At 70.2% G+C, this 21,854-nt stretch carries 16 protein-coding genes; 10 read left to right on the top strand and 6 right to left on the bottom strand.

The genetic code is table 11. The features are described from left to right. Positions 1–226: 226 nt before the first annotated feature. Both N4P33_RS11380 and N4P33_RS11375 read left to right on the top strand, forming a co-directional pair. The gene (locus tag N4P33_RS11380) at positions 227–1,282 is read left to right on the top strand and encodes an LLM class F420-dependent oxidoreductase (RefSeq protein ID WP_260826240.1); all 1,056 of its coding nucleotides are present in this window, start codon (positions 227–229) and stop codon (positions 1,280–1,282) included. A 243-nt stretch (positions 1,283–1,525) separates the two neighbouring features. Next, a complete protein-coding gene (locus N4P33_RS11375; protein WP_260826239.1) occupies positions 1,526–2,314 on the top strand; it encodes a ferritin-like domain-containing protein in 789 nt (262 codons plus the stop codon). 23 nt (positions 2,315–2,337) lie between these two features. On the opposite strand, the gene corA is transcribed toward N4P33_RS11375, so the two are convergent. Beyond that, on the bottom strand, positions 2,338–3,333 hold the full coding sequence (corA, locus tag N4P33_RS11370; protein ID WP_260826238.1) for a magnesium/cobalt transporter CorA: 996 nt from the start codon (positions 3,331–3,333) through the stop codon (positions 2,338–2,340). Positions 3,334–3,431: 98 nt separating this feature from the next. On the opposite strand from corA, the gene N4P33_RS11365 reads away from it, so the two are divergent. The 4 genes from N4P33_RS11365 (at position 3,432) to mshC (ending at position 6,973) form a co-directional block, all read left to right on the top strand. After that, positions 3,432–4,118, top strand: a complete 687-nt coding sequence (locus N4P33_RS11365; protein ID WP_260826237.1) for a histidine phosphatase family protein — start codon at positions 3,432–3,434, stop codon at positions 4,116–4,118. A 106-nt stretch (positions 4,119–4,224) separates the two neighbouring features. Further along, complete coding sequence (locus tag N4P33_RS11360; RefSeq protein ID WP_142196350.1) at positions 4,225–4,815, top strand: DUF3090 domain-containing protein; 591 nt, start codon at positions 4,225–4,227, stop codon at positions 4,813–4,815. After that, complete coding sequence (locus N4P33_RS11355) at positions 4,779–5,612, top strand: SCO1664 family protein (protein ID WP_260826236.1); 834 nt, start codon at positions 4,779–4,781, stop codon at positions 5,610–5,612. Before N4P33_RS11360 ends, N4P33_RS11355 begins: the two co-directional genes overlap by 37 nt. A gap of 131 nt (positions 5,613–5,743) precedes the next feature. Next, positions 5,744–6,973 carry a cysteine--1-D-myo-inosityl 2-amino-2-deoxy-alpha-D-glucopyranoside ligase gene (gene mshC, locus N4P33_RS11350; protein WP_260826235.1) on the top strand — a complete coding sequence of 410 codons (1,230 nt, stop codon included), beginning with the start codon at positions 5,744–5,746 and terminating at the stop codon, positions 6,971–6,973. An 83-nt stretch (positions 6,974–7,056) separates the two neighbouring features. Here mshC and N4P33_RS11345 read toward each other — a convergent pair whose 3' ends face one another. The 5 genes from N4P33_RS11345 to N4P33_RS11325 form a co-directional block, all read right to left on the bottom strand. Further along, positions 7,057–8,070, bottom strand: coding sequence for a PAC2 family protein (locus tag N4P33_RS11345; RefSeq protein WP_260826234.1), 1,014 nt, complete (start codon positions 8,068–8,070; stop codon positions 7,057–7,059). A gap of 235 nt (positions 8,071–8,305) precedes the next feature. After that, positions 8,306–9,922 carry a glycerol-3-phosphate dehydrogenase/oxidase gene (locus tag N4P33_RS11340; RefSeq protein ID WP_260826233.1) on the bottom strand — a complete coding sequence of 539 codons (1,617 nt, stop codon included), beginning with the start codon at positions 9,920–9,922 and terminating at the stop codon, positions 8,306–8,308. 9 nt (positions 9,923–9,931) lie between these two features. After that, positions 9,932–11,470 carry a glycerol kinase GlpK gene (gene glpK, locus N4P33_RS11335; protein ID WP_260826232.1) on the bottom strand — a complete coding sequence of 513 codons (1,539 nt, stop codon included), beginning with the start codon at positions 11,468–11,470 and terminating at the stop codon, positions 9,932–9,934. 59 nt (positions 11,471–11,529) lie between these two features. Then, a complete protein-coding gene (locus tag N4P33_RS11330) occupies positions 11,530–12,324 on the bottom strand; it encodes an MIP/aquaporin family protein (RefSeq protein ID WP_260826231.1) in 795 nt (264 codons plus the stop codon). A 345-nt stretch (positions 12,325–12,669) separates the two neighbouring features. Beyond that, on the bottom strand, positions 12,670–13,443 hold the full coding sequence (locus N4P33_RS11325; protein WP_260826230.1) for an IclR family transcriptional regulator: 774 nt from the start codon (positions 13,441–13,443) through the stop codon (positions 12,670–12,672). A gap of 296 nt (positions 13,444–13,739) precedes the next feature. Here N4P33_RS11325 and metH point away from each other — a divergent pair, with 296 nt between their 5' ends. From metH to N4P33_RS11305, 4 genes are all read left to right on the top strand, one after another. Continuing rightward, positions 13,740–17,252 (top strand): methionine synthase, encoded by a 3,513-nt coding sequence (gene metH, locus N4P33_RS11320; protein ID WP_260826229.1) that lies wholly within the window; start codon positions 13,740–13,742, stop codon positions 17,250–17,252. A 141-nt stretch (positions 17,253–17,393) separates the two neighbouring features. Next, a complete protein-coding gene (locus N4P33_RS11315) occupies positions 17,394–18,095 on the top strand; it encodes an HAD family phosphatase (RefSeq protein WP_260826228.1) in 702 nt (233 codons plus the stop codon). A 466-nt stretch (positions 18,096–18,561) separates the two neighbouring features. Beyond that, on the top strand, positions 18,562–20,166 hold the full coding sequence (locus tag N4P33_RS11310) for an ABC transporter substrate-binding protein (protein WP_260826227.1): 1,605 nt from the start codon (positions 18,562–18,564) through the stop codon (positions 20,164–20,166). A gap of 68 nt (positions 20,167–20,234) precedes the next feature. Then, complete coding sequence (locus tag N4P33_RS11305) at positions 20,235–21,824, top strand: ABC transporter substrate-binding protein (protein ID WP_260826226.1); 1,590 nt, start codon at positions 20,235–20,237, stop codon at positions 21,822–21,824. The last annotated feature ends 30 nt before the right edge of the window (positions 21,825–21,854 follow it).

Here is a 21,854-nt window from a genome sequence, read left to right as displayed (position 1 = left end):
TCTGCCCGCAGCGGCTGGCGCGTCAACGCCCCCGCTTCTCGAGTCGACCGATTCCGCGCCAGACCGAGGACGGACACCACCGACCCGGCCCCGACTCACCCACCCACCGCAGGCGCTACACCCGCCCCCACCGGAGGGACAGCTGCGCCGCAGGCATCCCACCCGACCACCCGCGGTATACCCTGCCCGCACAAGCCACGTTACTCATCGGTAAGGGGAGACGGTCATGCAGCTCGGGATCAACCTCGGCTACTGGGGTGCCGGAATGGACGCGGACAACCTCACCGTGGCGCAAGAAGCCGACCGCCTCGGCTACTCGGTCTGCTGGGCCGCCGAGGCCTACGGCTCCGACGCCGCCACCGTCCTCACCTGGGTCGCCGCCCAGACCACCCGCATCGACGTCGGCTCGGCCATCTTCCAGATCCCCGCCCGCCAGCCGGCCATGACCGCGATGACCGCCGCCACCCTCGACTCCCTCTCCGGCGGCCGCTTCCGCCTCGGCCTCGGCGTCTCCGGCCCCCAGGTCTCCGAGGGCTGGTACGGCGTCAAGTTCGACAAGCCCCTCGCCCGCACCCGCGAGTACGTCGAGATCGTCCGCAAGGCCATGACCCGCGAACGCCTCTCCTACGAGGGCGAGCACTGGACCCTCCCCCTCCCCGGCGGCCCCGGCAAGCCCATCAAGCTCACGGTCCACCCCCAGCGCGAGCACATCCCCCTCTACATCGCCGCCATCGGCCCGAAGAACCTCGAACAGACCGGCGAGATCGCCGACGGCGCCCTGCTGATCTTCCCCTCCGCCGACCACCTCGAGGACACCGCCGTCAAGTACCTCCGCGCCGGCCGCGAGAAGGCCGGCAAGACCCTCGACGGCTTCGACATCTGCCCCACCGTCCCCCTCGCCGTCGGCGACGACAAGGACGTCACCACCCTCGCCGACACCTTCCGCCCCTACACCGCGCTCTACGTCGGCGGCATGGGCAGCCGCAAGCAGAACTTCTACAACCAGCTCGCCCAGCGCATGGGCTACGAGAAGGAAGCCGCCGAGATCCAGGACAAGTACCTGTCCGGCGACAAGCAGGGCGCCGCCGCGGCCGTACCGCACGACCTGATCGACTCCACCACCCTGCTCGGCTCGGTGGACCGCATCGCCGACCGCATGAAGGCCTACGCCGCCGCCGGAGTCACCACCCTCACCCTCGCCCCGGCCGGCTTCACCCTCGAGGAACGCCTCGCATCCCTCCGCGCCGGCACGGAGGCCCTGGAACGCGCGGGCCTGGCGTAAGAAAACGCAACCACCGGCCGAAGCCGACGCAGTCACCGGCGGCCGTGGTGGGGGCTCGGGGGCCCACCCCGCCACGGCCGTCAAACACAACAACGCCCGACCGCGCCCACAGTTACGCCCGCCCGCCCTCATCCCGTCCTCCTTTTGGCGGAGTTGTCCGGCACACCTGTTGCAGCCCCTCTCCCTCCGCATTTGACTCGTGCTTCGACTCGTGTTGTGCGGACCCTGCGGAGAGGTGGTCACATGCTCACGGCCAAGAGTCTGTTCCAGGAGATCCTCGACAACGACGAGTCCTTCGCCCTGTTCTGCTCCATCGCCGCCAGCGGCGAGTCCCAGGGCGGCTGGGAGAACGCCCGCATCGCCGCGCTGGTCCCCGAGACCGAGCGCGACCTGGCCCCCAAGATCACCCGGCACGGCGCCGACGAGGACAAGCACGGCCGGATCTTCAACGCCCTGCTGAAGAAGCGCGGCCTGGACCCCGTACCCGTCCCGCCCGAGACCGACTACACGATGCTCCTCGAACGCGGCGGCATCGGCCTCGCCCACGACCAGCTCAAACGCGAGGAGCCGCTCACGGTCCAGGACATCGTCACCTACCTCGCCCACAGCAGGGTCACCGAGCAGCGCGCCTCCGAGCAGATGCGGATGCTCCGCAAGTACTTCGCCGACCACCCGGACCTGGGCCGCGCGGTCAGGATGATCTCCAACGACGAGGACAACCACCTCGCCTACTGCCACGAGGAACTGCTCCGCCTCGCCCGCGCCGGACACGGACGCACCATCCAGCGGACCCTGCGCGAGTGCGCGCTCGCCGAGATCCGCATCTACCGCGATGTCAGCCTCGCGGTCATGGCCCACATGGGCCGCATCCTGGGCTGGCCCAGGCCCAAGGCGGCCCTCCTGGCGGCCGGCATCCACGCGATGTACGTGTACGAACGCCTGGCCGGATGGCGCCGCATGGTCTCCCTCAGGACGCCCGCCCGCCGCAACGCGCTGGGCGGCCCGGCCGGCCCGGAACCGGAACTCGCCTGAGCGTCACCTCCCCGCGCCCCGCCCTACAGCCAGCCACGCCTCTTGAAGAGCCGGAACAGGAACACCTCCAACGCCGCCATCACCAGAATCACCGCCGGATACGACCACTCCCACCGCAACTCCGGCATGTGCTCGAAGTTCATCCCGTAGATCCCGGCGATCATCGTCGGCACCGCCGCCATCGCCGCCCACGCGGAGATCTTCCGCATGTCGTCGTTCTGCCGCACACTCATCTGCGCCAGATGCGCCGACAAGATGTCCGACACCAGCCGGTCCAGCCCTTCCACGGACTCGTTCACCCGTGTGAGGTGATCGTGCACGTCGCGGAAGAACGGCCGCGCCTTGTCCTCCACGAACGGCACGCTTCCCCCGAACGTGCCCACGCCCGCCAGCCGCGTCATCGGCAGGGCCAGCGGGCCCGTGGCCCGGCGGAACTCCAGGATCTGCCGCTTGAAGTTGTAGATCCGCGACGCGGTGTGCCGCGAACCCCCGCCGTCCGGTGAGAAGACCTCCGCCTCCAGCTCCTCCAGGTCCGTCCCCAGCTCGGTCGCGACCTCCAGATAGTGGTCGACGGTGGCGTCGGCGATCGCGTACAGCACGGCCGTCGGCCCCTTGCCCAGCAGCTCCGGTTCGTGTTCCAGCCGATGCCGTACGGCCGACAGCGGCGCGCCCTCCCCGTGCCGCACCGTCACCACGAACGCGTCACCGAGGAAGACCATGATCTCGCCGGACGACACGGTGTCGCTCCTCGGCTCGTACACGACCGGCTTGAGCACCAGGAACAGCGAGTCGTCGTACACCTCCAGCTTGGGCCGCTGATGCGCCTTGAGGGAGTCCTCGACGGCCAGCGGATGCAGCGCGAACTCCTGCGAGACCGCCTCGAACTCGTCCTCGGTCGGCTCGTGCAGCCCGATCCAGACGAACCCGCCCGCCGACCGCGCCTCGGCGAGTGCGTCGGAGAAGTCCTCGGGCCCCTCCGCGCGATGCCCCTCCCGGTAGATGGCACAGTCGACGATCACGAAGCGCATCCTCCTCTCACTGGCCGGACATCACACAGGGCACCGCACAGGGCGCCGTACAGGACACCGCACGCGCGCGTGCGCCTACCCTGGGCCGCATGCCCACCTTGCTGCTGGTCCGGCACGGACGTTCCACCGCCAACACCGAGGGACTGCTCGCCGGCTGGACGCCCGGCGTCGCCCTCGACGAACGCGGCGCCGCCCAGGCCGCCGCCCTGCCCGGGCGGCTCGCCGAGCTGCCCCTCGCCGAGATCGTCACCAGCCCGCTCCAGCGCTGCCAGGAGACGATCCGGCCGCTGCTCGCGGCCCGCCCCTCGCTGACCGCCCACACCGACGACCGCATCGGCGAGTGCCACTACGGCGACTGGTCGGGCCGCAAACTCGCCGAGCTCAAGGACGAGCCGCTCATGGAGGTGGTGCAGGCGCACCCCTCGGCGGCGGCGTTCCCCGGCGGCGAGTCCATGCGCGCGATGCAGACCCGCGCCGCCGAGGCGGTGCGGGAGTGGAACGCGCGCGTGGAGCGCGACCACGGCGCCGACGCCGTGTATCTGATGTGTTCGCACGGGGACATCATCAAGTCCCTCGTCGCGGACGCACTCGGACTTCATCTCGACCTCTTCCAGCGGATCTCCGTCGATCCGTGTTCCATCACCGCGATCCGTTACACCCGGCTGCGCCCCTTCCTCGTGCGCCTCGGCGACACCGGCGACCTCGCCTCGCTGGCACCGCGGGACGAGCCGCCCGCCGATGAGGCCCCGGTCGGGGGCGGTGCGGGCGCACCGTGATCGTCGGCCGCAGTAGGGTGAAGCGGTCGCAGCACTGCCGTTGATGCTTCTGCCCACGACGAGCCACAACTCTCAGACTTGCCACAACTCTCAATGGAGACAGGACGTGTCCCGTCAGGTGTTCCTCTACGACCAACCGGAACGTTTCGTGGCCGGTACGGTCGGGCTGCCAGGGCGCCGTACGTTCTTCCTCCAGGCCTCCGCCGGCTCCCGGGTGACCAGCGTGGCCCTGGAGAAGACCCAGGTCGCCGCGCTCGCCGAGCGCATGGACGAACTGCTCGACGAGGTGGTCAGGCGCAGCGGCGGCAGTGCCGCGGTACCCGCCATGGCACCGACCGAGATCACCGACACCGCCCCGCTGGACACCCCCGTGGAGGAGGAGTTCCGCGTCGGCACCATGGCGCTCGCCTGGGACGGTGAGGAGCAGCGCATGATCGTCGAGGCGCAGGCGCTCGTCGAACTGGACGCCGACTCCGAGGAGGACCTCGCCGAGGCCGAGGAGCGGCTGCTGCAGGACGAGGAGAACGGCCCCCCGATGCTGCGGGTCCGGCTCACCGGCGCCCAGGCCAGGGCGTTCGCCAAGCGCGCCCTCGACGTCGTCAACGCCGGGCGGCCGCCGTGCCCGCTGTGCAGCCTCCCGCTCGACCCGGAAGGACACGTATGTCCGCGCCAGAACGGATACCGCCGCGGAGCGTGACGGCCGTCGACCCGGCCGTCCGGGAGCTGCTCGCCGAGGGCGAGCTGACCGTGCGCGGCCGCATCCGTGAGGCGTCGAACGCGGCGCTGTACTGCACCGTCACCCACGACGGCCGCGAGGCCACCTGCGTCTACAAGCCCGTCGCCGGCGAACGCCCGCTGTGGGACTTCCCCGACGGCACGCTCGCCGGGCGGGAGGTCGCCGCGTACGAGGTGTCCGAGGCGACCGGCTGGGGCCTGGTCCCGCCGACCGTGCTGCGCGACGGGCCGTACGGCGAAGGCATGTGCCAGCTGTGGATCGACCCGGCGCCGGGCGCGGAGCTGCTCGCCCTGGTGGACGGGGAGGAGCCGGAGCCCGGCTGGAAGGCGATCGGATTCGCGGAGACCGGCGAGGGCCGCACCGCGCTGCTCGTGCACGCCGACGATGAGCGGCTGCGCCGGCTCGCCGTGCTCGACGCGGTCATCAACAACGCCGACCGCAAGGGCGGCCATCTGCTGCCCACCGCCGACGGCCGCCTCTTCGGCATCGACCACGGCGTCACCTTCAACGTCGAGAACAAGCTGCGCACCCTCCTGTGGGGCTGGGCGGGGGAGCCGCTGACGCAGGAGGCCCTGGACGTCCTCGGCGGCCTCGGCAAGGCGCTCACGGACGGCGGCGCCCTCGCCACCCGCCTGGCCCCGCTGATCACCCGCGCCGAGATCGCCGCGACCCGTGCACGCGTCGACGCCCTCCTCACCACCGCGCGTCATCCGGAACCCACCGGCGACTGGCCCGCCATCCCCTGGCCCCCGGTGTGAGCCGCACGAGCCGACAACGTGGGCTCAAGGGCACCGGCAGCACGTCGCCCGGCGTTGCGCAAGAGTGCCTTCCCGGTCATCCGGACCGCTCCGGTTCGTATCCGGAACTCCGGTCCGGTTAGGCTCGAGGCATGCATGCCTGGCCCGCTTCCGAAGTCCCCGCCCTGCCCGGTCAGGGCCGCGACCTGAGGATCCACGACACCGCGACCGGCGGCCCGGTCACCCTCGACCCCGGTCCCGTCGCCCGTATCTACGTCTGCGGCATCACCCCGTACGACGCCACCCACATCGGACACGCGGCGACCTACAACGCGTTCGACCTCGTGCAGCGCGTGTGGCTCGACACCAAGCGGCAGGTTCACTACGTCCAGAACGTCACGGACGTCGACGACCCGCTCCTGGAGCGGGCCGAGCGTGACAACATCGACTGGACCGCCCTCGCCGAGAAGGAGACGGCCCTCTTCCGCGAGGACATGACGGCCCTCAGGATGCTGCCCCCGCGGCAGTACATAGGTGCCGTGGAGGCGATACCCGGCATCGTCCCGCTCGTCGAGCGGCTCCGGGACCTGGGCGCCGCCTACGAGGTCGACGGCGACATCTACTTCTCCGTCGAGTCCGACCCGCACTTCGGCCAGGTCTCCCACCTCGACGCCGCCGCCATGCGGCTGCTGTCCGCCGAGCGCGGCGGCGACCCCGACCGCCCCGGCAAGAAGAACCCCGTCGACCCGATGCTGTGGATGGCCGCCCGCGAGGGTGAGCCCAGCTGGGACGGCGCCTCCCTCGGCCGGGGCCGCCCCGGCTGGCACATCGAGTGCGTGGCCATCGCCCTCGACCACCTCGGCATGGGCTTCGACGTCCAGGGCGGCGGCTCCGACCTGGTCTTCCCGCACCACGAGATGGGCGCCTCGCACGCCCAGGTGCTCACCGGCGAGTTCCCCATGGCCAAGGCGTACGTCCACGCCGGCATGGTCGCCCTGCACGGCGAGAAGATGTCCAAGTCCAAGGGCAACCTCGTCTTCGTCTCCCAGCTGCGCCGCGAGGGCGTCGACCCGGCCGCCATCCGGCTGGCGCTGCTCGCCCACCACTACCGCGCCGACTGGGAGTGGACCGACCAGGTCCTCCAGGACGCCGTGACCCGCCTCGGCCACTGGCGTGCGGCGGTCTCCCGGCCCGACGGCCCGCCCGCCGAGGAACTCGTCGAGGAGATCCGCGATGCCCTCGCCGACGACCTGGACGCCCCGGCCGCGCTGGCCGCCGTCGACCGCTGGGTCGTGCGCCAGGAGGAGAGCGGCGGCAGCGACATCGGCGCGCCCGGTGTCGTCTCCCGCGCGGTGGACGCCCTGCTGGGCGTCGCTCTGTAACGATCGGCGCGCCGGCCTCCCCGGACAGGTCACACAGAGGTGGGGCCCCGTCGAAAAGACGGGGCCCCACCTCTGCTGCTGTGTCAGTCCTCCGACGACTCCCCGTCGCCGGAGTCCGCGTCCGCGTCCGTTTCCGCGTCCGGCTTGGGCGGCTTCGGCGGCCGGGTCCGTCCGCCGGGGCTGTCCCTCCGGTACGACGACGGCGACGGGCCCTCCCCGCCGTCCGCCGTGGCGTGCCCGCCCTGCGGTCCCGACGACCCGTCACGGCGCCGCAGATACCGTTCGAACTCCCGGGCGATCGCCTCACCCGACGCCTCGGGCAGCTCCGCGGTGTCGCGGGCCTCCTCCAGCGTCTGCACGTACTCGGCGACCTCGCTGTCCTCCGCGGCCAGCTGGTCCACGCCGACCTGCCAGGCCCGCGCGTCCTCGGGCAGCTCGCCCAGCGGGATCCGCACGTCGATCAGGTCCTCGAGGCGGTTGAGCAGCGCCAGCGTGGCCTTCGGGTTGGGCGGCTGCGACACGTAGTGCGGCACCGCCGCCCACAGCGACACGGCCGGCACGCCCGCATGCGTGCACGCCTCCTGGAGCACACCGACGATGCCGGTCGGCCCCTCGTACTTGGTCTCCTCCAGATCCATCCGCCGGGCCAGATCCGCGTCGGAGGTGGTCCCGCTGATCGGGACCGGACGGGTGTGCGGGGTGTCACCGAGCAGGGCGCCCAGGATCACCACCAGCTCCACGCCGAGTTCATGGGCGAAGCCGAGGAGCTCGTTGCAGAACGAACGCCACCGCATGGACGGTTCGATACCGCGCACCAGCACCAGGTCACGCGGCTTGTCGCCGCCGACCCGGACGACCGACAACCTTGTCGTCGGCCAGGTGATCTTGCGGACACCGGCGTCCATGAACACCGTGGGCCGGTTCACCTGGAAGTCGTAGTAGTCCTCGGCGTCCAGCGCCGCGAACACCTCGCCCTTCCATTCCCGCTCCAGATGCGCGACCGCGGTGGAGGCTGCGTCGCCGGCATCGTTCCAGCCCTCGAACGCGGCCACCATGACCGGGTCGACCAGCTCGGGAACCCCCTCGAGCTCGATCACCCACGGCCTCCTTCCGACGTGCCCTCGCGTACCCCCCAACCTTACGGCGTGCTCAGGGGCCGCCCGCAGCCCCCTCGCGGGGGAAGTGCCCCATCACTGCCCCGCGAGCCACCGCTCCACGCCCCGCCGTACGCACCGGCCCCCGCGGCGAGTTGGGGACAGGCCGAGGGGCGGCCCCGTCGGCGAGGGGCCGCCCCGGCGCCGGCTCCCGTGCGGGGGAACCGGAGTCGTGCCGTCACTTCTTGTCGAGCAGCTCCTGCACGTCCGCGCGGACCTCGTCCGTGGCCAGACCGCGGATCGTCAGGGTGGTGCGGCGGCGCAGCACGTCGTCCACCGTCTCGGCCCACTCGTGGTCACGGGCCCAGACGACCTGCGCCCAGATCTCGGGCGCGTCCGGGTGGATGCGCCGGCCGAGCGCCGGGTCCTCGTTGGCCAGCCGGGCGATGTCGAAGGCCAGCGAACCGTAGTGGGTGGCCAGGTGCCTGGCGGTGTCCGCCGCCATCCGCGGTCCGGGCGCCGGGTGGTCGACCAGCAGCCGGTGGGCGACCGCGCGCGGGTTGGCGACACCCGGCAGCGGCAGCTTCTTCGGCAGCGAGCCGATCGGCTCGAAGTCGTCGCCCAGCGGGTGACCCGGCAGCGACTGCAGCTTCTGCATCACCGTACGGCCGATGTGGCGGAACGTCGTCCACTTGCCGCCGGCGACGGACAGCATGCCGCCGCGGCCCTCGGTCACCACCGTCTCGCGCTTGGCCTTCGCCGTGTCACCGGGGCCGCCCGGCAGCACCCGCAGGCCCGCGAAGGAGTACGTGATCAGGTCGCGGGACAGCTGCTGGTCGCGGATGGAGAACGCGGCCTCGTCGAGGATCTGGGCGGTGTCCTTCTCGGTGACCGAGACGTCCGCCGGGTCGCCCTCGAACTCCTCGTCGGTCGTGCCGAGCAGCAGCATGTCCTCCCAGGGGAGGGCGAAGGTGATGCGGTACTTGTCGATCGGGGTCGCGAGCGCGGCCTTCCACGGGGAGGTCCGCTTCAGGACCAGATGCGCGCCCTTCGACAGGCGGATGGACGGTGCGGCATTCGGGTCCTCCATTCGGCGCAGGTGGTCCACCCACGGTCCGGTCGCGTTCAGCACGAGCCGGGCGTTCACCCCGAACTCGTCGCCGGAGAGACGGTCGCGCAGCTCCGCGCCGGTGACCCGGCCCCGGGTGAAGCGCAGCCCCGTCACCTCGGCGTGGTTGAGGACGACGGCGCCCGCCTCGGCGGCGGCGCGGACCGTCATCAGCGCCATGCGCGCGTCGTTCATCTGGTCGTCGCCGTACACGGCCACGGCCTTGAGGTTCTCGGTGCGCAGCTCCGGCACGTCCTGCGCGGCCTTGGCGGGGCTGAGCAGATGGCCGACGCCGTCACCGAAGGCCGACAGCGCGGAGTAGGCGAAGACACCGGCCCCGAGCTTCGCCGCGCCGTGCGGCCCGCCCTTGTACACGGGGAGGTAGAACGTGAGCGGGTTCGCCAGGTGGGGGGCCACCTGGCGGGAGACCGCACGGCGCTCGAAGTGGTTCTCCGCCACCAGCTTCACCGCGCCGGTCTGCAGATAGCGCAGACCGCCGTGGAGCAGCTTGGAGGAGGCGGAGGAGGTGGCGCCGGCGAAGTCACCGGCGTCCACCAGAGCCACCCTGAGGCCGGACTGCGCGGCGTGCCAGGCGGTGGAGATGCCCAGGATGCCGCCGCCGATGACGAGAAGGTCGTACGACGCCTTGGCGAGCTGCTCCCTGGTCTCGGCCCGGCTCGGGTTCGAGCCGGAGGCCGGGCGCGTCCCCAGAGCAGGTATGGACTGCAGGGTGGACTGAGTGGTCATGTCGGGTTCTTACTCCTCGTCCTCGAGCCAGCCCATGGTCCGCTCGACGGCCTTGAGCCAGTTCTTGTACTCACGGTCGCGGGTCTCCGCGTCCATGCGGGGGGTCCACTCGGCGGCCCGCCGCCAGTTGGCGCGCAGGTCGTCGGTGCTGTTCCAGAAGCCGACGGCGAGACCGGCGGCGTAGGCGGCGCCGAGGCAGGTGGTCTCGGCGACCATCGGGCGCACCACGGGGGCGTCCACGAAGTCGGCGAGCATCTGCATCAGCAGGTTGTTGGAGGTCATGCCGCCGTCGACCTTGAGGGCGGTCAGCTCCACACCGGAGTCCTTCGTCATGGCGTCGGCGATCTCCCGCGTCTGCCAGGCGGTGGCCTCCAGCACGGCGCGCGCGAGGTGCGCCTTGGTGACGTACCGGGTCAGACCGGCGATCACACCGCGGGCGTCGGAGCGCCAGTACGGGGCGAACAGTCCGGAGAAGGCCGGCACGAAGTACGCGCCGCCGTTGTCCTCGACCGAGAGCGCGAGCGTCTCGATCTCGGCGGCGGTGGAGATCAGGCCCATCTGGTCGCGCATCCACTGCACCAGCGAGCCGGTGACGGCGATCGAGCCCTCCAGGGCGTAGACCGGCTTCTGGTCGCCGATCTGGTAGCCGACCGTGGTCAGCAGGCCGCTGTAGGAGTTGATGAGCTTGTCACCGGTGTTCATCACCATGAAGGTGCCGGTGCCGTACGTCGACTTGGTCTCGCCCTCGGAGAAGCAGGTCTGGCCGAACAGGGCCGCCTGCTGGTCGCCGAGCGCGGAGGCGACCGGGATGCCGCCGAGCAGGTCGCCCAGCTTGCCGCCCTTGATCTCGCCGTAGACCTCGGCGGAGGAGCGGATCTCCGGCAGCATCGCGAGCGGCACGCCGATTGACTCGGCGATCTTCTCGTCCCACTGCATGGTGTGCAGGTTCATCAGCATGGTGCGGGACGCGTTGGTGACGTCGGTGACGTGGTGGCCGCCGTCCGCACCGCCGGTCAGGTTCCAGATGACCCACGTGTCCATGGTGCCGAAGAGGATGTCGCCGGCCTCGGCGCGCTCCTTGAGGCCCTCGACGTTGTCGAGCAGCCAGCGGGCCTTCGGACCGGCGAAGTAGGAGGCGAGGGGAAGGCCGGTCTCGCGGCGGAAGCGGTCCTGGCCGACATTGCGCCCGAGCTCCTTGCACAGGGCGTCGGTGCGGGTGTCCTGCCAGACGATGGCGTTGTGGACGGGCTCACCGGTGTGGCGGTCCCACAGCACGGTGGTCTCGCGCTGGTTGGTGATGCCGATGGCCTTGATGTCGTCGCGGGTGATGCCGGCCTTCTCGATGGCCCCGGCGACGACCTCCTGGACGTTGGTCCAGATCTCGGTGGCGTTGTGCTCGACCCAGCCCGGCTTGGGGAAGATCTGCTCGTGCTCCTTCTGGTCGACGGAGACGATGCGCCCGTCGCGGTCGAAGACGATGCAGCGGGAGGAGGTCGTGCCCTGGTCGATGGCTGCGATGAACGGGCCGGCGGTGTGGGCGTCGGTCACTGTGTGCTCCTGGGGGTTCCTTGGTTACGGGGCTGTACGTACGGCGCTTCTACTGAAGCTCAGGCGAAGGCGACGTTGTAGAGGCCGGCCGCGATGGCGCCGCCGATCAGCGGACCGACCACCGGGATCCAGGCGTAGCCCCAGTCGGAGCCGCCCTTGTTGGGCAGGGGCAGCAGGGCGTGCACGATGCGGGGGCCGAGGTCACGGGCCGGGTTGATGGCGTATCCGGTCGGACCGCCCAGCGACAGACCGATCGAGACGACCACGAGCGCCGTGATCAGACCGCCGAGGACACCGAGGCCGTTGCCCGCGTCGTTGAGACCCTGGGTGAGCACGGCGAGCAGCAGCACGACGGTGCCGATGATCTCCGTGAGCAGGTTCTGCACCGTGTGGCGGATCTCCGGGCCGGTGGAGAAGACACCCAGCACCGGGCCGGCGCCCTGTTCCTGGGCCTCGACCGACTTGGCGGCGGTGGCCTGGGCGCCCGGACCGCCGACGATCTCCTTGTCGGTGAGGTGGGCGTGGAACTGGCCGTAGTAGGCCACCCAGACCAGCGCCGCGCCGATCATCGCGCCGAGGAACTCTCCGGCGAAGTAGATCGGAACGTTGGACCACTCGCCGTCCTTGATGGCGAGAGCCACGGTCACGGCCGGGTTGAGGTGTGCGCCGGAGAGCGGACCGGCGATGTATACCGCCGTCATGACGGCGAAGCCCCAGCCGAAGGCGATGGTGAGCCAGCCGGCGTTACGGGCCTTGGAGGCCTTCAGCGTCACGGCGGCACAGACGCCGCCGCCGAGCAGGATGAGTATGGCGGTACCGATGGTCTCGCCGATGAAGATGTCGGAGCTGGACACCCGCGACTCCTTTGTCCTTACGTCCAGGGAAGCCGACCCCCGGGTCCCACCGGGGAGCGGCGCCCTCGAGGGGTGAGAGCGATGCCGGCCCTTGGCGTTGCCACACTCTAGCGCGTATTGCCGGTAGGTGTTCGACAATGCCGACCGATGGACGGGAGTCTTGCCCGGCGTAAGACGTGCGTCAAGAGTCTGGTTATCGAAAGCCCGATCGTTATTGATGGGCGCAAGTTATCGATCTACGGGGCGGATCTGTCGCCTTCTGCCCGAAATGGCCGTCTCAGCGTACGACGGGGACCGGAATGCCGTAAGGCATCCCGGTCTCGCTGTGAGGCGTGTCCGCCCTGCTCAGAACCGCCCGGCGCCCAGATCGCGCGACACCGCGCGGGCGCAGTCCCGGACCGCCGCGATCAGCTCGGGCCGCAGCACCCCGTCCTCGTCGGGCCGGCACAGCCGCTCCACCGCGCCCGTGACGCCCACCGCGCCCACCGGCATGCGGCGCCGGTCATGGATGGGGGCCGCCACGGACGCGACGCCCTCCCAGGTCTCCTCGACGTCCGCCGCGTAGCCCCGCGCGCGGGTCAGGTCGAGGATGTGCTCGAAGGCGTCCAGCTCGCACACCGTCCGGTCCGTGAAGACCTTGCGGTCGGCCTCGATCGCCTCGCTGTGCGCCACCGGGTCGTACGCGGAGAGCACCTTGCCCAGGGCCGTGGAGTGCAGCGGCTGCATGGCCCCTATCTCCAGGACCTGCCGGCTGTCGTCCGGCCGGAAGACGTGGTGCACGATCAGCACGCCCTGCTGGTGCAGCACCCCCAGATAGACGCTCTCCCCGCTGGAGCGGGCCAGGTCGTCCGTCCACACCAGCGCCCGTGCCCGCAGTTCGTGCACGTCCAGATAGGTGGTGCCGAGCCGCAGCAGCTCCGCGCCCAGCTGATAGCGCCCGGAGGCGTCGTCCTGCTCGACGAAGCCCTCCTGCTGGAGGGTGCGCAGAATCCCGTGGGCGGTGCCCTTGGCGAGGCCCAGCGACGAGGCGATGTCCGACAGGCCGAGCCGCCGCTCGCCGCCCGCGAGCAGCCGCAGCATCGCCGCCGCCCGTTCGAGCGACTGGATGTTCCGTGCCATCGCCGTGCTGCCTCCGTCCCCTTCGAGCGTCGACGTGCGACGTCGCTGCCGCTGTTCGGCAATGTCGAACACTACCGGTCGATGCCGACCTCTCGCTAATGGTCGGGCGAGATCGATCGCGTCACTCGTCCTCCGTACACCGCCCGGCGGCCATCATCGTCCGCCCCGTGGACGCCCTGAACATCCGGGCGCGGTCCCGGATACCCTGACGGCGTGCGCCCTGCCGGGGGAAGTCCCCGAGAGACTTCCGGGCAGACGCAAAGCCGACAGCCGTCGCACCTGAGGGAGCCCCTTCCATGGCCTCGTTGCCGCTGACCCCTTCCGCCGACAGCCGGACCCGTGTGTCCGCCCTCCGAGAGGCGCTCGCCACCCGCGTGGTGGTCGCCGACGGAGCGATGGGCACCATGCTCCAGGCCCAGGACCCCACGCTCGAGGACTTCCAGAACCTCGAGGGCTGCAACGAGATCCTGAACCTGACCCGCCCGGACATCGTCCGTTCGGTCCACTCCGAGTACTTCGACGCCGGAGTCGACTGCGTCGAGACCAACACCTTCGGCGCCAACCACACCGCGGCGGCGGAGTACGACATCGCCGACCGCGTCCACGAGCTGTCCGAAGCCGGCGCCCGCATCGCCCGCGAGGTCGCCGACGAGCACGCCGCCCGCGACGGCCGCACCCGCTGGGTGCTCGGCTCCATCGGCCCCGGCACCAAGCTGCCCACCCTGGGCCACGTCGACTACGGCACCATCCGCGACGGCTACCAGGCCAACGCCGAGGGCCTGCTCGCCGGCGGCGCCGACGCGCTGATCGTCGAGACCACCCAGGACCTCCTCCAGACCAAGGCGTCCATCCTGGGCGCCCGCAAGGCCATGGAGGCGACCGGCGTCGAGGTACCGCTGCTGGCCTCCATGGCGTTCGAGACCACCGGCACCATGCTGCTCGGCTCCGAGATCGGCGCCGCGCTGACCGCGCTGGAGCCGCTCGGCATCGACATGATCGGCCTGAACTGCTCCACGGGCCCGGCCGAGATGAGCGAGCACCTGCGCTTCCTCGCCCGCCACTCCCGCATCCCGCTGCTGTGCATGCCCAACGCCGGCCTGCCCATCCTCACCAAGGACGGCGCGCACTTCCCGCTCGACGCCGAGGGCCTGGCCGACGCCCAGGAGACCTTCGTCCGCGACTACGGCCTGTCCCTGGTCGGCGGCTGCTGCGGCACCACCCCGGAGCACCTGCGGCAGCTGGTGGAGCGCGTCCGCGGCGTGACCCCGCCCGAGCGCACGCCGCAGCCCGAGCCCGGCGCCGCCTCCCTCTACCAGTCGGTGCCGTTCCGCCAGGACACCTCCTACCTGGCCATCGGCGAGCGCACCAACGCCAACGGCTCGAAGAAGTTCCGCGAGGCCATGCTGGAGGGTCGCTGGGACGACTGTGTGGAGATGGCCCGCGAGCAGATCCGCGAGGGCGCCCACATGCTCGACCTGTGCGTCGACTACGTCGGCCGCGACGGTGTGGCCGACATGCGCGAGCTGGCCGGCCGCTTCGCGACCGCCTCCACGCTGCCGATCGTGCTGGACTCCACCGAGGTCGACGTCATCCAGGCCGGCCTGGAGAAGCTCGGCGGCCGCGCGGTGATCAACTCGGTGAACTACGAGGACGGCGACGGCCCCGAGTCCCGCTTCGCCAAGGTCACCCAGCTCGCCAAGGAGCACGGGGCCGCGCTCATCGCGCTCACCATCGACGAGGAGGGCCAGGCCCGCACCGCCGAGAAGAAGGTCGAGATCGCCGAACGGCTGATCGACGACCTCACCCGCAACTGGGGCATCCACGAGGAGGACATCCTCGTCGACTGCCTGACCTTCACCATCTGCACCGGGCAGGAGGAGTCCCGGAAGGACGGCATCGCCACCATCGAGGGCATCCGCGAGCTCAAGCGGCGCCACCCGCGCGTGCAGACCACCCTCGGCCTGTCCAACATCTCCTTCGGCCTCAACCCGGCCGCCCGCATCCTGCTCAACTCCGTCTTCCTCGACGAGTGCGTCAAGGCGGGCCTGGACTCGGCGATCGTGCACGCCAGCAAGATCCTCCCCATCGCCCGGTTCAGCGAGGAAGAGGTGCAGACCGCCCTCGACCTCATCTACGACCGGCGCAGCGAGGGCTACGACCCGCTGCAGAAGCTGATGGAGCTGTTCGAGGGCGCCACCGCCAAGTCCCTGAAGGCGGGCAAGGCCGAGGAGCTGGCCGCGCTGCCGCTGGACGAGCGCCTCAAGCGCCGCATCATCGACGGCGAGCGCAACGGCCTGGAGGCCGACCTCGACGAGGCCCTGGGGACCCGCAAGGCCCTCGAGATCGTCAACGACACCCTGCTGGACGGCATGAAGGTCGTCGGCGAGCTGTTCGGCTCCGGCCAGATGCAGCTGCCGTTCGTGCTCCAGTCCGCCGAGGTGATGAAGGCCGCCGTCGCCCACCTCGAGCCGCACATGGAGAAGACCGACGAGGCCGGCAAGGGCACCATCGTGCTGGCCACCGTGCGCGGCGACGTCCACGACATCGGCAAGAACCTCGTCGACATCATCCTGTCGAACAACGGCTACAACGTGGTCAACCTCGGCATCAAGCAGCCGGTCTCCGCGATCCTGGAGGCCGCCGAGGAGCACAAGGCCGACGTGATCGGCATGTCCGGGCTGCTGGTGAAGTCCACGGTGATCATGAAGGAGAACCTGGAGGAGCTCAACCAGCGCGGCCTCGCGGCGAAGTTCCCGGTCATCCTCGGCGGCGCCGCCCTCACCCGCGCCTACGTCGAGCAGGACCTGCACGAGATCTACCAGGGCGAGGTCCGCTACGCCCGCGACGCCTTCGAGGGCCTGCGCCTGATGGACGCCCTCATCGGCATCAAGCGCGGCGTCCCCGGCGCCAAGCTGCCCGAACTGCGCCAGCGCCGGGTCCGCGCGGCCACCGTCGAGGTCGAGGAACGCCCCGAGGCCGGGCACGTCCGCTCCGACGTCGCCACCGACAACCCCGTGCCCACCCCGCCATTCTGGGGCACCCGCGTGATCAAGGGCATCCAGCTCAAGGAGTACGCGAGCTGGCTCGACGAGGGCGCCCTGTTCAAGGGCCAGTGGGGGCTCAAGCAGGCCCGCACCGGCGAGGGCCCGACCTACGAGGAACTCGTCGAGACCGAGGGCAGGCCCCGGCTGCGCGGTCTGCTGGAGAAGCTCCAGACGGAGAACCTGCTGGAGGCGGCCGTCGTCTACGGCTACTTCCCGTGCGTCTCCAAGGACGACGACCTGATCATCCTCGACGAGCAGGGCAACGAGCGCACCCGCTTCACCTTCCCGCGCCAGCGCCGCGGCCGCAGGCTGTGCCTCGCCGACTTCTTCCGCCCGGAGGAGTCCGGCGAGCAGGACGTCGTCGGCCTCCAGGTCGTCACCGTCGGCTCCCGCATCGGCGAGGAGACCGCCCGGATGTTCGAGGCCAACGCCTACCGGGACTACCTGGAGCTGCATGGCCTGTCCGTGCAGCTCGCCGAGGCCCTCGCCGAGTACTGGCACGCACGCGTGCGCTCGGAGCTGGGCTTCGCCGGTGAGGACCCGGCCGAGATGGAGGACATGTTCGCCCTGAAGTACCGGGGCGCCCGCTTCTCCCTCGGCTACGGCGCCTGCCCCGACCTGGAGGACCGCGCCAAGATCGCCCAGCTGCTCGAACCCGAGCGGATCGGCGTCAAGCTGTCCGAGGAGTTCCAGCTCCACCCCGAGCAGTCCACCGACGCCATCGTGATCCACCACCCGGAGGCGAAGTACTTCAACGCCCGCTGAGGCCCCGCCGGGGCCCCCGAACGGGCCCCCACGTGCCACAAGAGGCGTTCGCGCCGCACACGACGTACACTGGTCGGTCCACTGCAGGCCGGTTCCCCGCGCGGGAACCGGCCTGATCGTCCCTGTGAAGGAGGTACGTGGATGACCAGTACGGTCCCCGCGCTAGGAACCCGTACGGCCGAGGGCTCCGCCCTGCAGGCCGTGCTCCTCGACATGGACGGCACCCTGGTGGACACCGAGGGCTTCTGGTGGGACGTCGAGTGCGAGGTGTTCGCCTCCCTCGGTCACACCCTCGACGACTCCTGGCGCCATGTCGTGGTCGGCGGCCCCATGACCCGCAGCGCGGGGTTCCTGATCGAGGCGACCGGCGCCGACATCGAACTCGCCGAGCTGACGGTGCTGCTCAACGACGGCTTCGAGGCGCGCATCGACCACGCCCTGCCGCTGATGCCCGGCGCCGCCCGGCTGCTCGCCGAACTGCTCGAGTACGAGATCCCCACGGCCCTCGTCTCCGCCTCGCACCGGCGCATCATCGACCGGGTGCTGTCGACCCTGGGCCCGCACCACTTCGCGCTGTCCGTCGCCGGGGACGAGGTCCCGCGCACCAAGCCGCACCCCGACCCGTACCTGGCCGCCGCCGCGGGGCTCGGTGTGGACCCGGCGCGGTGCGCCGTGATCGAGGACACCGCCACCGGTGTCGCCTCCGCCGAGGCGGCCGGCTGCCAGGTCGTGGCCGTGCCCTCCGTCGCCCCGATCCTGCCCGCCGCCGGACGCACCGTCGTCCCCTCGCTGGAAGTCGTCGACCTGACATTTCTGCACGGTCTGATGACGGAAATGCTCTGAGCGTTCACCCAGTGTGCATCGGCGCCGGGGCGGGAATTCGGAGCCGTACGCTCCGAGCCGCCGGGACATCCGTACGACATCTGTGCGAGGGAATTCGGCCGCGCTTCGGGCACGTCGGCCATGGATGCATTCCTGTACCACCGACCCCGTTTTTCTTGTGACGTTTACCACGTTCAGGGGGGTCGACAGTAGGGGCGGCATGTGCTGTCCGCCCCTTTTCTGCGGTCGTCCGTGTGCCGTTGTGCCCCGATCGCGCGACGTCTGTCCCAATCCTTCCCCGGTCACCTTTGCCGGTGCGTTCACACCCGGTTTCACTGCGTGATGAACGCTCAACTCCGGTGGCCGCGAACCCTCCTGCGGGCGCGGACTAATCTCGTCGCGAGAACATCGCCCCAACCCCCGTGATCCGCTGCGCCACCCCTGCATGCCGGATACACGGAGTCGACAGCTGTGGAGAAACTCGAGCATGAACCGCAAGACTTTGGTGCTGGCGGCCGTGGCCGGCCTGCTCGCGCCGGTACTCGCCGCCTGCGGTGAGACCGAGAGCGGGAGCGGCGACGGCGACGCGATCGTCGTCGGCACCACGGACCGGTTCACCGCCTCGAAGGACGCCCCCGCGCCCCTCGACCCCGCCTACGCCTACGACGTCGGCACCTGGAACATCCTCCGCCAGACCGTGCAGACCCTGATGATCCAGCCGCGCGGCGAGGGCGAACCCGTACCCGAGGCCGCCGAGTCCTGCGGATTCACCGACGCCGGCAACGAGCGCTACAGCTGCACCCTGCGCGACGGCCTGACCTTCGCGAACGGCGACGCCGTGACCGCCGCCGACGTGAAGTACTCCATCGACCGCGCCCGCGCCCTGAAGGCCGACAGCGGCGTCTCCGCCCTGCTGTCCACCATCGACACCATCGAGACCCAGGGCGAACGCGAAGTCGTCTTCCACCTCAAGACGGCCGACGCCACCTTCCCGTACAAGCTGTCCACCCCGGTCGCCGGCATCGTCGACCCCGGCAGCTACGCCAAGGACGAGCTGCGCGACGGCTTCGAGGTCGACGGCTCCGGCCCCTACACGGTCGACATCGAGTCCGAGAACAACGACCTGGTCCGCGCCACCTTCACCAAGAACCCCGACTACAAGGGCGCCTTGAAGGTGAACAACGACAAGGTCGAGATGGTCTCCTTCGAGGACGCCGACGCCATGGGCGAGGCGCTGGAGAAGCAGGACATCGACGTCATGAGCCGCACCATGTCGCCCGAGCAGATCCACCAGCTCGCCGGCAACGCCGACGACGACGTCGACCTCATCGAGATGCCCGGCCTGGAGATCCGCTACCTCGCCTTCAACACCGAGGCGCCCACGGTGAAGAGCAAGGCCGTCCGCCAGGCGATGGCCCAGCTCGTCAACCGCAGCGAACTCGTCTCCAAGGTCTACGGCTCCCAGGCCGAGCCGCTGTACTCGCTCGTCCCTGCCAGCATCACCGGCCACTCCAACTCGTTCTTCAACAAGTACGGCGAGCCCAGCACCGCCAAGGCCCGCGCCCTGCTGCAGAAGGCCGGCGTCAACACCCCCGTCGAACTGACGCTGCACTACACCACCGACCACTACGGACCGGCCACGAAGAAGGAGTTCGAGCAGCTCCGCAAGCAGCTCAACGACAGCGGCCTGTTCAAGGTGGACATCAAGGGCGCCCCCTGGTCGGCCTTCCGCCCGGCCGAGATCAAGGGCGAGTACGACGTCTACGGCATGGGCTGGTTCCCCGACTTCCCCGACGCCGACAACTTCCTCGCCCCGTTCCTCGACGAGGACAACTTCCTCGGCTCGCCCTACTCCAACGCCGACATCCAGAAGAACCTCATCCCCGAGTCACGCCGGCAGGCCGACCGCCTGGCCGCCGCCGGAAGCCTGACGGACATGCAGAACATCGTGGCCGCCGACGTGCCCGTCCTGCCGCTGTGGCAGGGCAAGCAGTACGTCGCCGCCCGCGACGACATCACCGGCACCGCCTACGCCCTCAACTCCTCCTCCACGCTCCAGCTGTGGGAGCTCGGCCGCGGAGTGAGCGGCTGACGGACCGTCCTCGCCCCGGGCCGGGGACGTGGCCCGGGGCCTGAAGCAACGAACGACAAGGCACACACGTGAACCTGCGCAACCAGTGGCCGGTCCTGCCGATCGTGGCAGGGCTCGCCTCCGGCCTGCTGACCGGCTGCGGATCGGAGAACGGCGACTCGGGGGCCGACGGCTCCAACGTCGTGGTCGGCATGTCCGACGACGTCCTCGCCACCGACCCCGCCTCCGGCTACGACCCGGGCTCCTGGCTGTTGTTCAACAACGTCTTCCAGTCGCTGCTCAGCTTCCCCAAGGGAGCCACCGAGCCGCAGCCGGAAGCCGCCGAGGACTGCTCCTTCAACGGCACCGAGACCAAGGTCTACACGTGCACCCTCAAGGACGGGCTCAAGTTCAGCAACGGTGACGAGCTCACCTCGAAGGACGTCAAGTTCTCCTTCGACCGCATGCTGAAGATCGACGACCCCGACGGCCCGGCGATCATGTTCCCCACGCTGGACAAGGTGGAGGCCCCCGACGACAAGACGGTCGTCTTCCACCTGAACACCCCCGACGCCACCTTCCCCAGCAAGATCGCCTCCGGTGCCGGCTCCATCGTCAACCACCGCGAGTACGACGCGAACGGGCTGCGCAAGGACGGCCAGGCCATCGGCTCCGGCCCGTACAAGCTGGACTCCTTCAGCGAGGACGAGGCCGTCTTCTCCGTCAACGAGCACTACAAGGGCACCGTCGAGCCCAAGAACTCCGGCGTCACGCTGAAGTTCTTCCACGGCGACCAGGACGCCCTGAAGAAGGCCGTCCAGGACGCCGAGGTCGACGTCGCCTACCGAGGCCTCACCGCCCAGGCCATCACCGACATCGAGAAGTCCGACGACGGCACCGGCACCATCGAGGTCATCGAGGGCAGCAGCGCCGAGGTCCAGCACCTGGTGTTCAACATGGACGACCCGGTCGCCGGAAAGCTCGGCGTGCGCAAGGCCATCGCCCACCTGCTCGACCGCGAGGCCCTCATCCAGGACGTCTACCAGGGCACCGCCACCCCGCTGTACTCGATCATCCCGGCCGGTATCGCCGGTCACAACACCGCCTTCTTCGACACCTACGGCGCCCGCCCCTCCAAGGCCAAGGCGGCCGCCGCGCTCGCCGAGGAAGGCATCACCGGCAAGGTGAAGCTGACCCTCTGGTCCACCCCGTCGCGCTACGGCCCGGCCACCGACCAGGAACTCGCCGCGATCGCCAAGCAGCTCAACGCCAGCGGACTGTTCGACGCCGAGATGAAGTCCGTCGACTTCGAGCAGTACGAGAAGGACATCGCGGCCGGCAAGTACGGCGTCTACGTCAAGGGCTGGGTGCCCGACTACCCCGACGCCGACAACTTCACCGGGCCCTTCTTCGGCAAGGGCAACGTCCTGAACAACAACTACGAGAACTCCCGGATCACCGGCTCGCTCATCCCGGCCACCGCCGCGCAGGGCGACCGGTCGGCCACCGACAAGGAGTTCGGCGAGCTGCAGGACATCGTCGCCGAGGAACTGCCCGTGCTGCCCGTCTGGCAGGCCAAGCAGTACGCGGTCGTCCGCGACGGCGTCTACGGCCTCGAGTACTGCCTCGACGCCTCCACGGTGTTCCGCTTCTGGGAACTCAGCAAGAGCGAGGTCTGAGCCGCCCGTGGCCCACGCAGAGCGAAGGGC

Origin of the sequence: Streptomyces sp. 15-116A, assembly GCF_025290915.1 — a bacterium.
Lineage (GTDB): Bacteria > Actinomycetota > Actinomycetes > Streptomycetales > Streptomycetaceae > Streptomyces.
Note: the sequence above shows the minus strand (reverse complement) of the source record. Positions and strands in the feature narration are given on the sequence as shown.

Coding starts and splice junctions, on each gene's coding strand:
- N4P33_RS11310 (WP_260826227.1), top strand. CDS start 18,562: ATGAACCGCAAGACTTTGGTGCTGGCGGCCGTGGCCGGCCTGCTCGCG.
- N4P33_RS11375 (WP_260826239.1), top strand. CDS start 1,526: ATGCTCACGGCCAAGAGTCTGTTCCAGGAGATCCTCGACAACGACGAG.
- N4P33_RS11380 (WP_260826240.1), top strand. CDS start 227: ATGCAGCTCGGGATCAACCTCGGCTACTGGGGTGCCGGAATGGACGCG.
- N4P33_RS11315 (WP_260826228.1), top strand. CDS start 17,394: ATGACCAGTACGGTCCCCGCGCTAGGAACCCGTACGGCCGAGGGCTCC.
- N4P33_RS11365 (WP_260826237.1), top strand. CDS start 3,432: ATGCCCACCTTGCTGCTGGTCCGGCACGGACGTTCCACCGCCAACACC.
- N4P33_RS11325 (WP_260826230.1), bottom strand. CDS start 13,443: ATGGCACGGAACATCCAGTCGCTCGAACGGGCGGCGGCGATGCTGCGG.
- N4P33_RS11355 (WP_260826236.1), top strand. CDS start 4,779: ATGTCCGCGCCAGAACGGATACCGCCGCGGAGCGTGACGGCCGTCGAC.
- metH (WP_260826229.1), top strand. CDS start 13,740: ATGGCCTCGTTGCCGCTGACCCCTTCCGCCGACAGCCGGACCCGTGTG.
- mshC (WP_260826235.1), top strand. CDS start 5,744: ATGCATGCCTGGCCCGCTTCCGAAGTCCCCGCCCTGCCCGGTCAGGGC.
- N4P33_RS11340 (WP_260826233.1), bottom strand. CDS start 9,922: ATGACCACTCAGTCCACCCTGCAGTCCATACCTGCTCTGGGGACGCGC.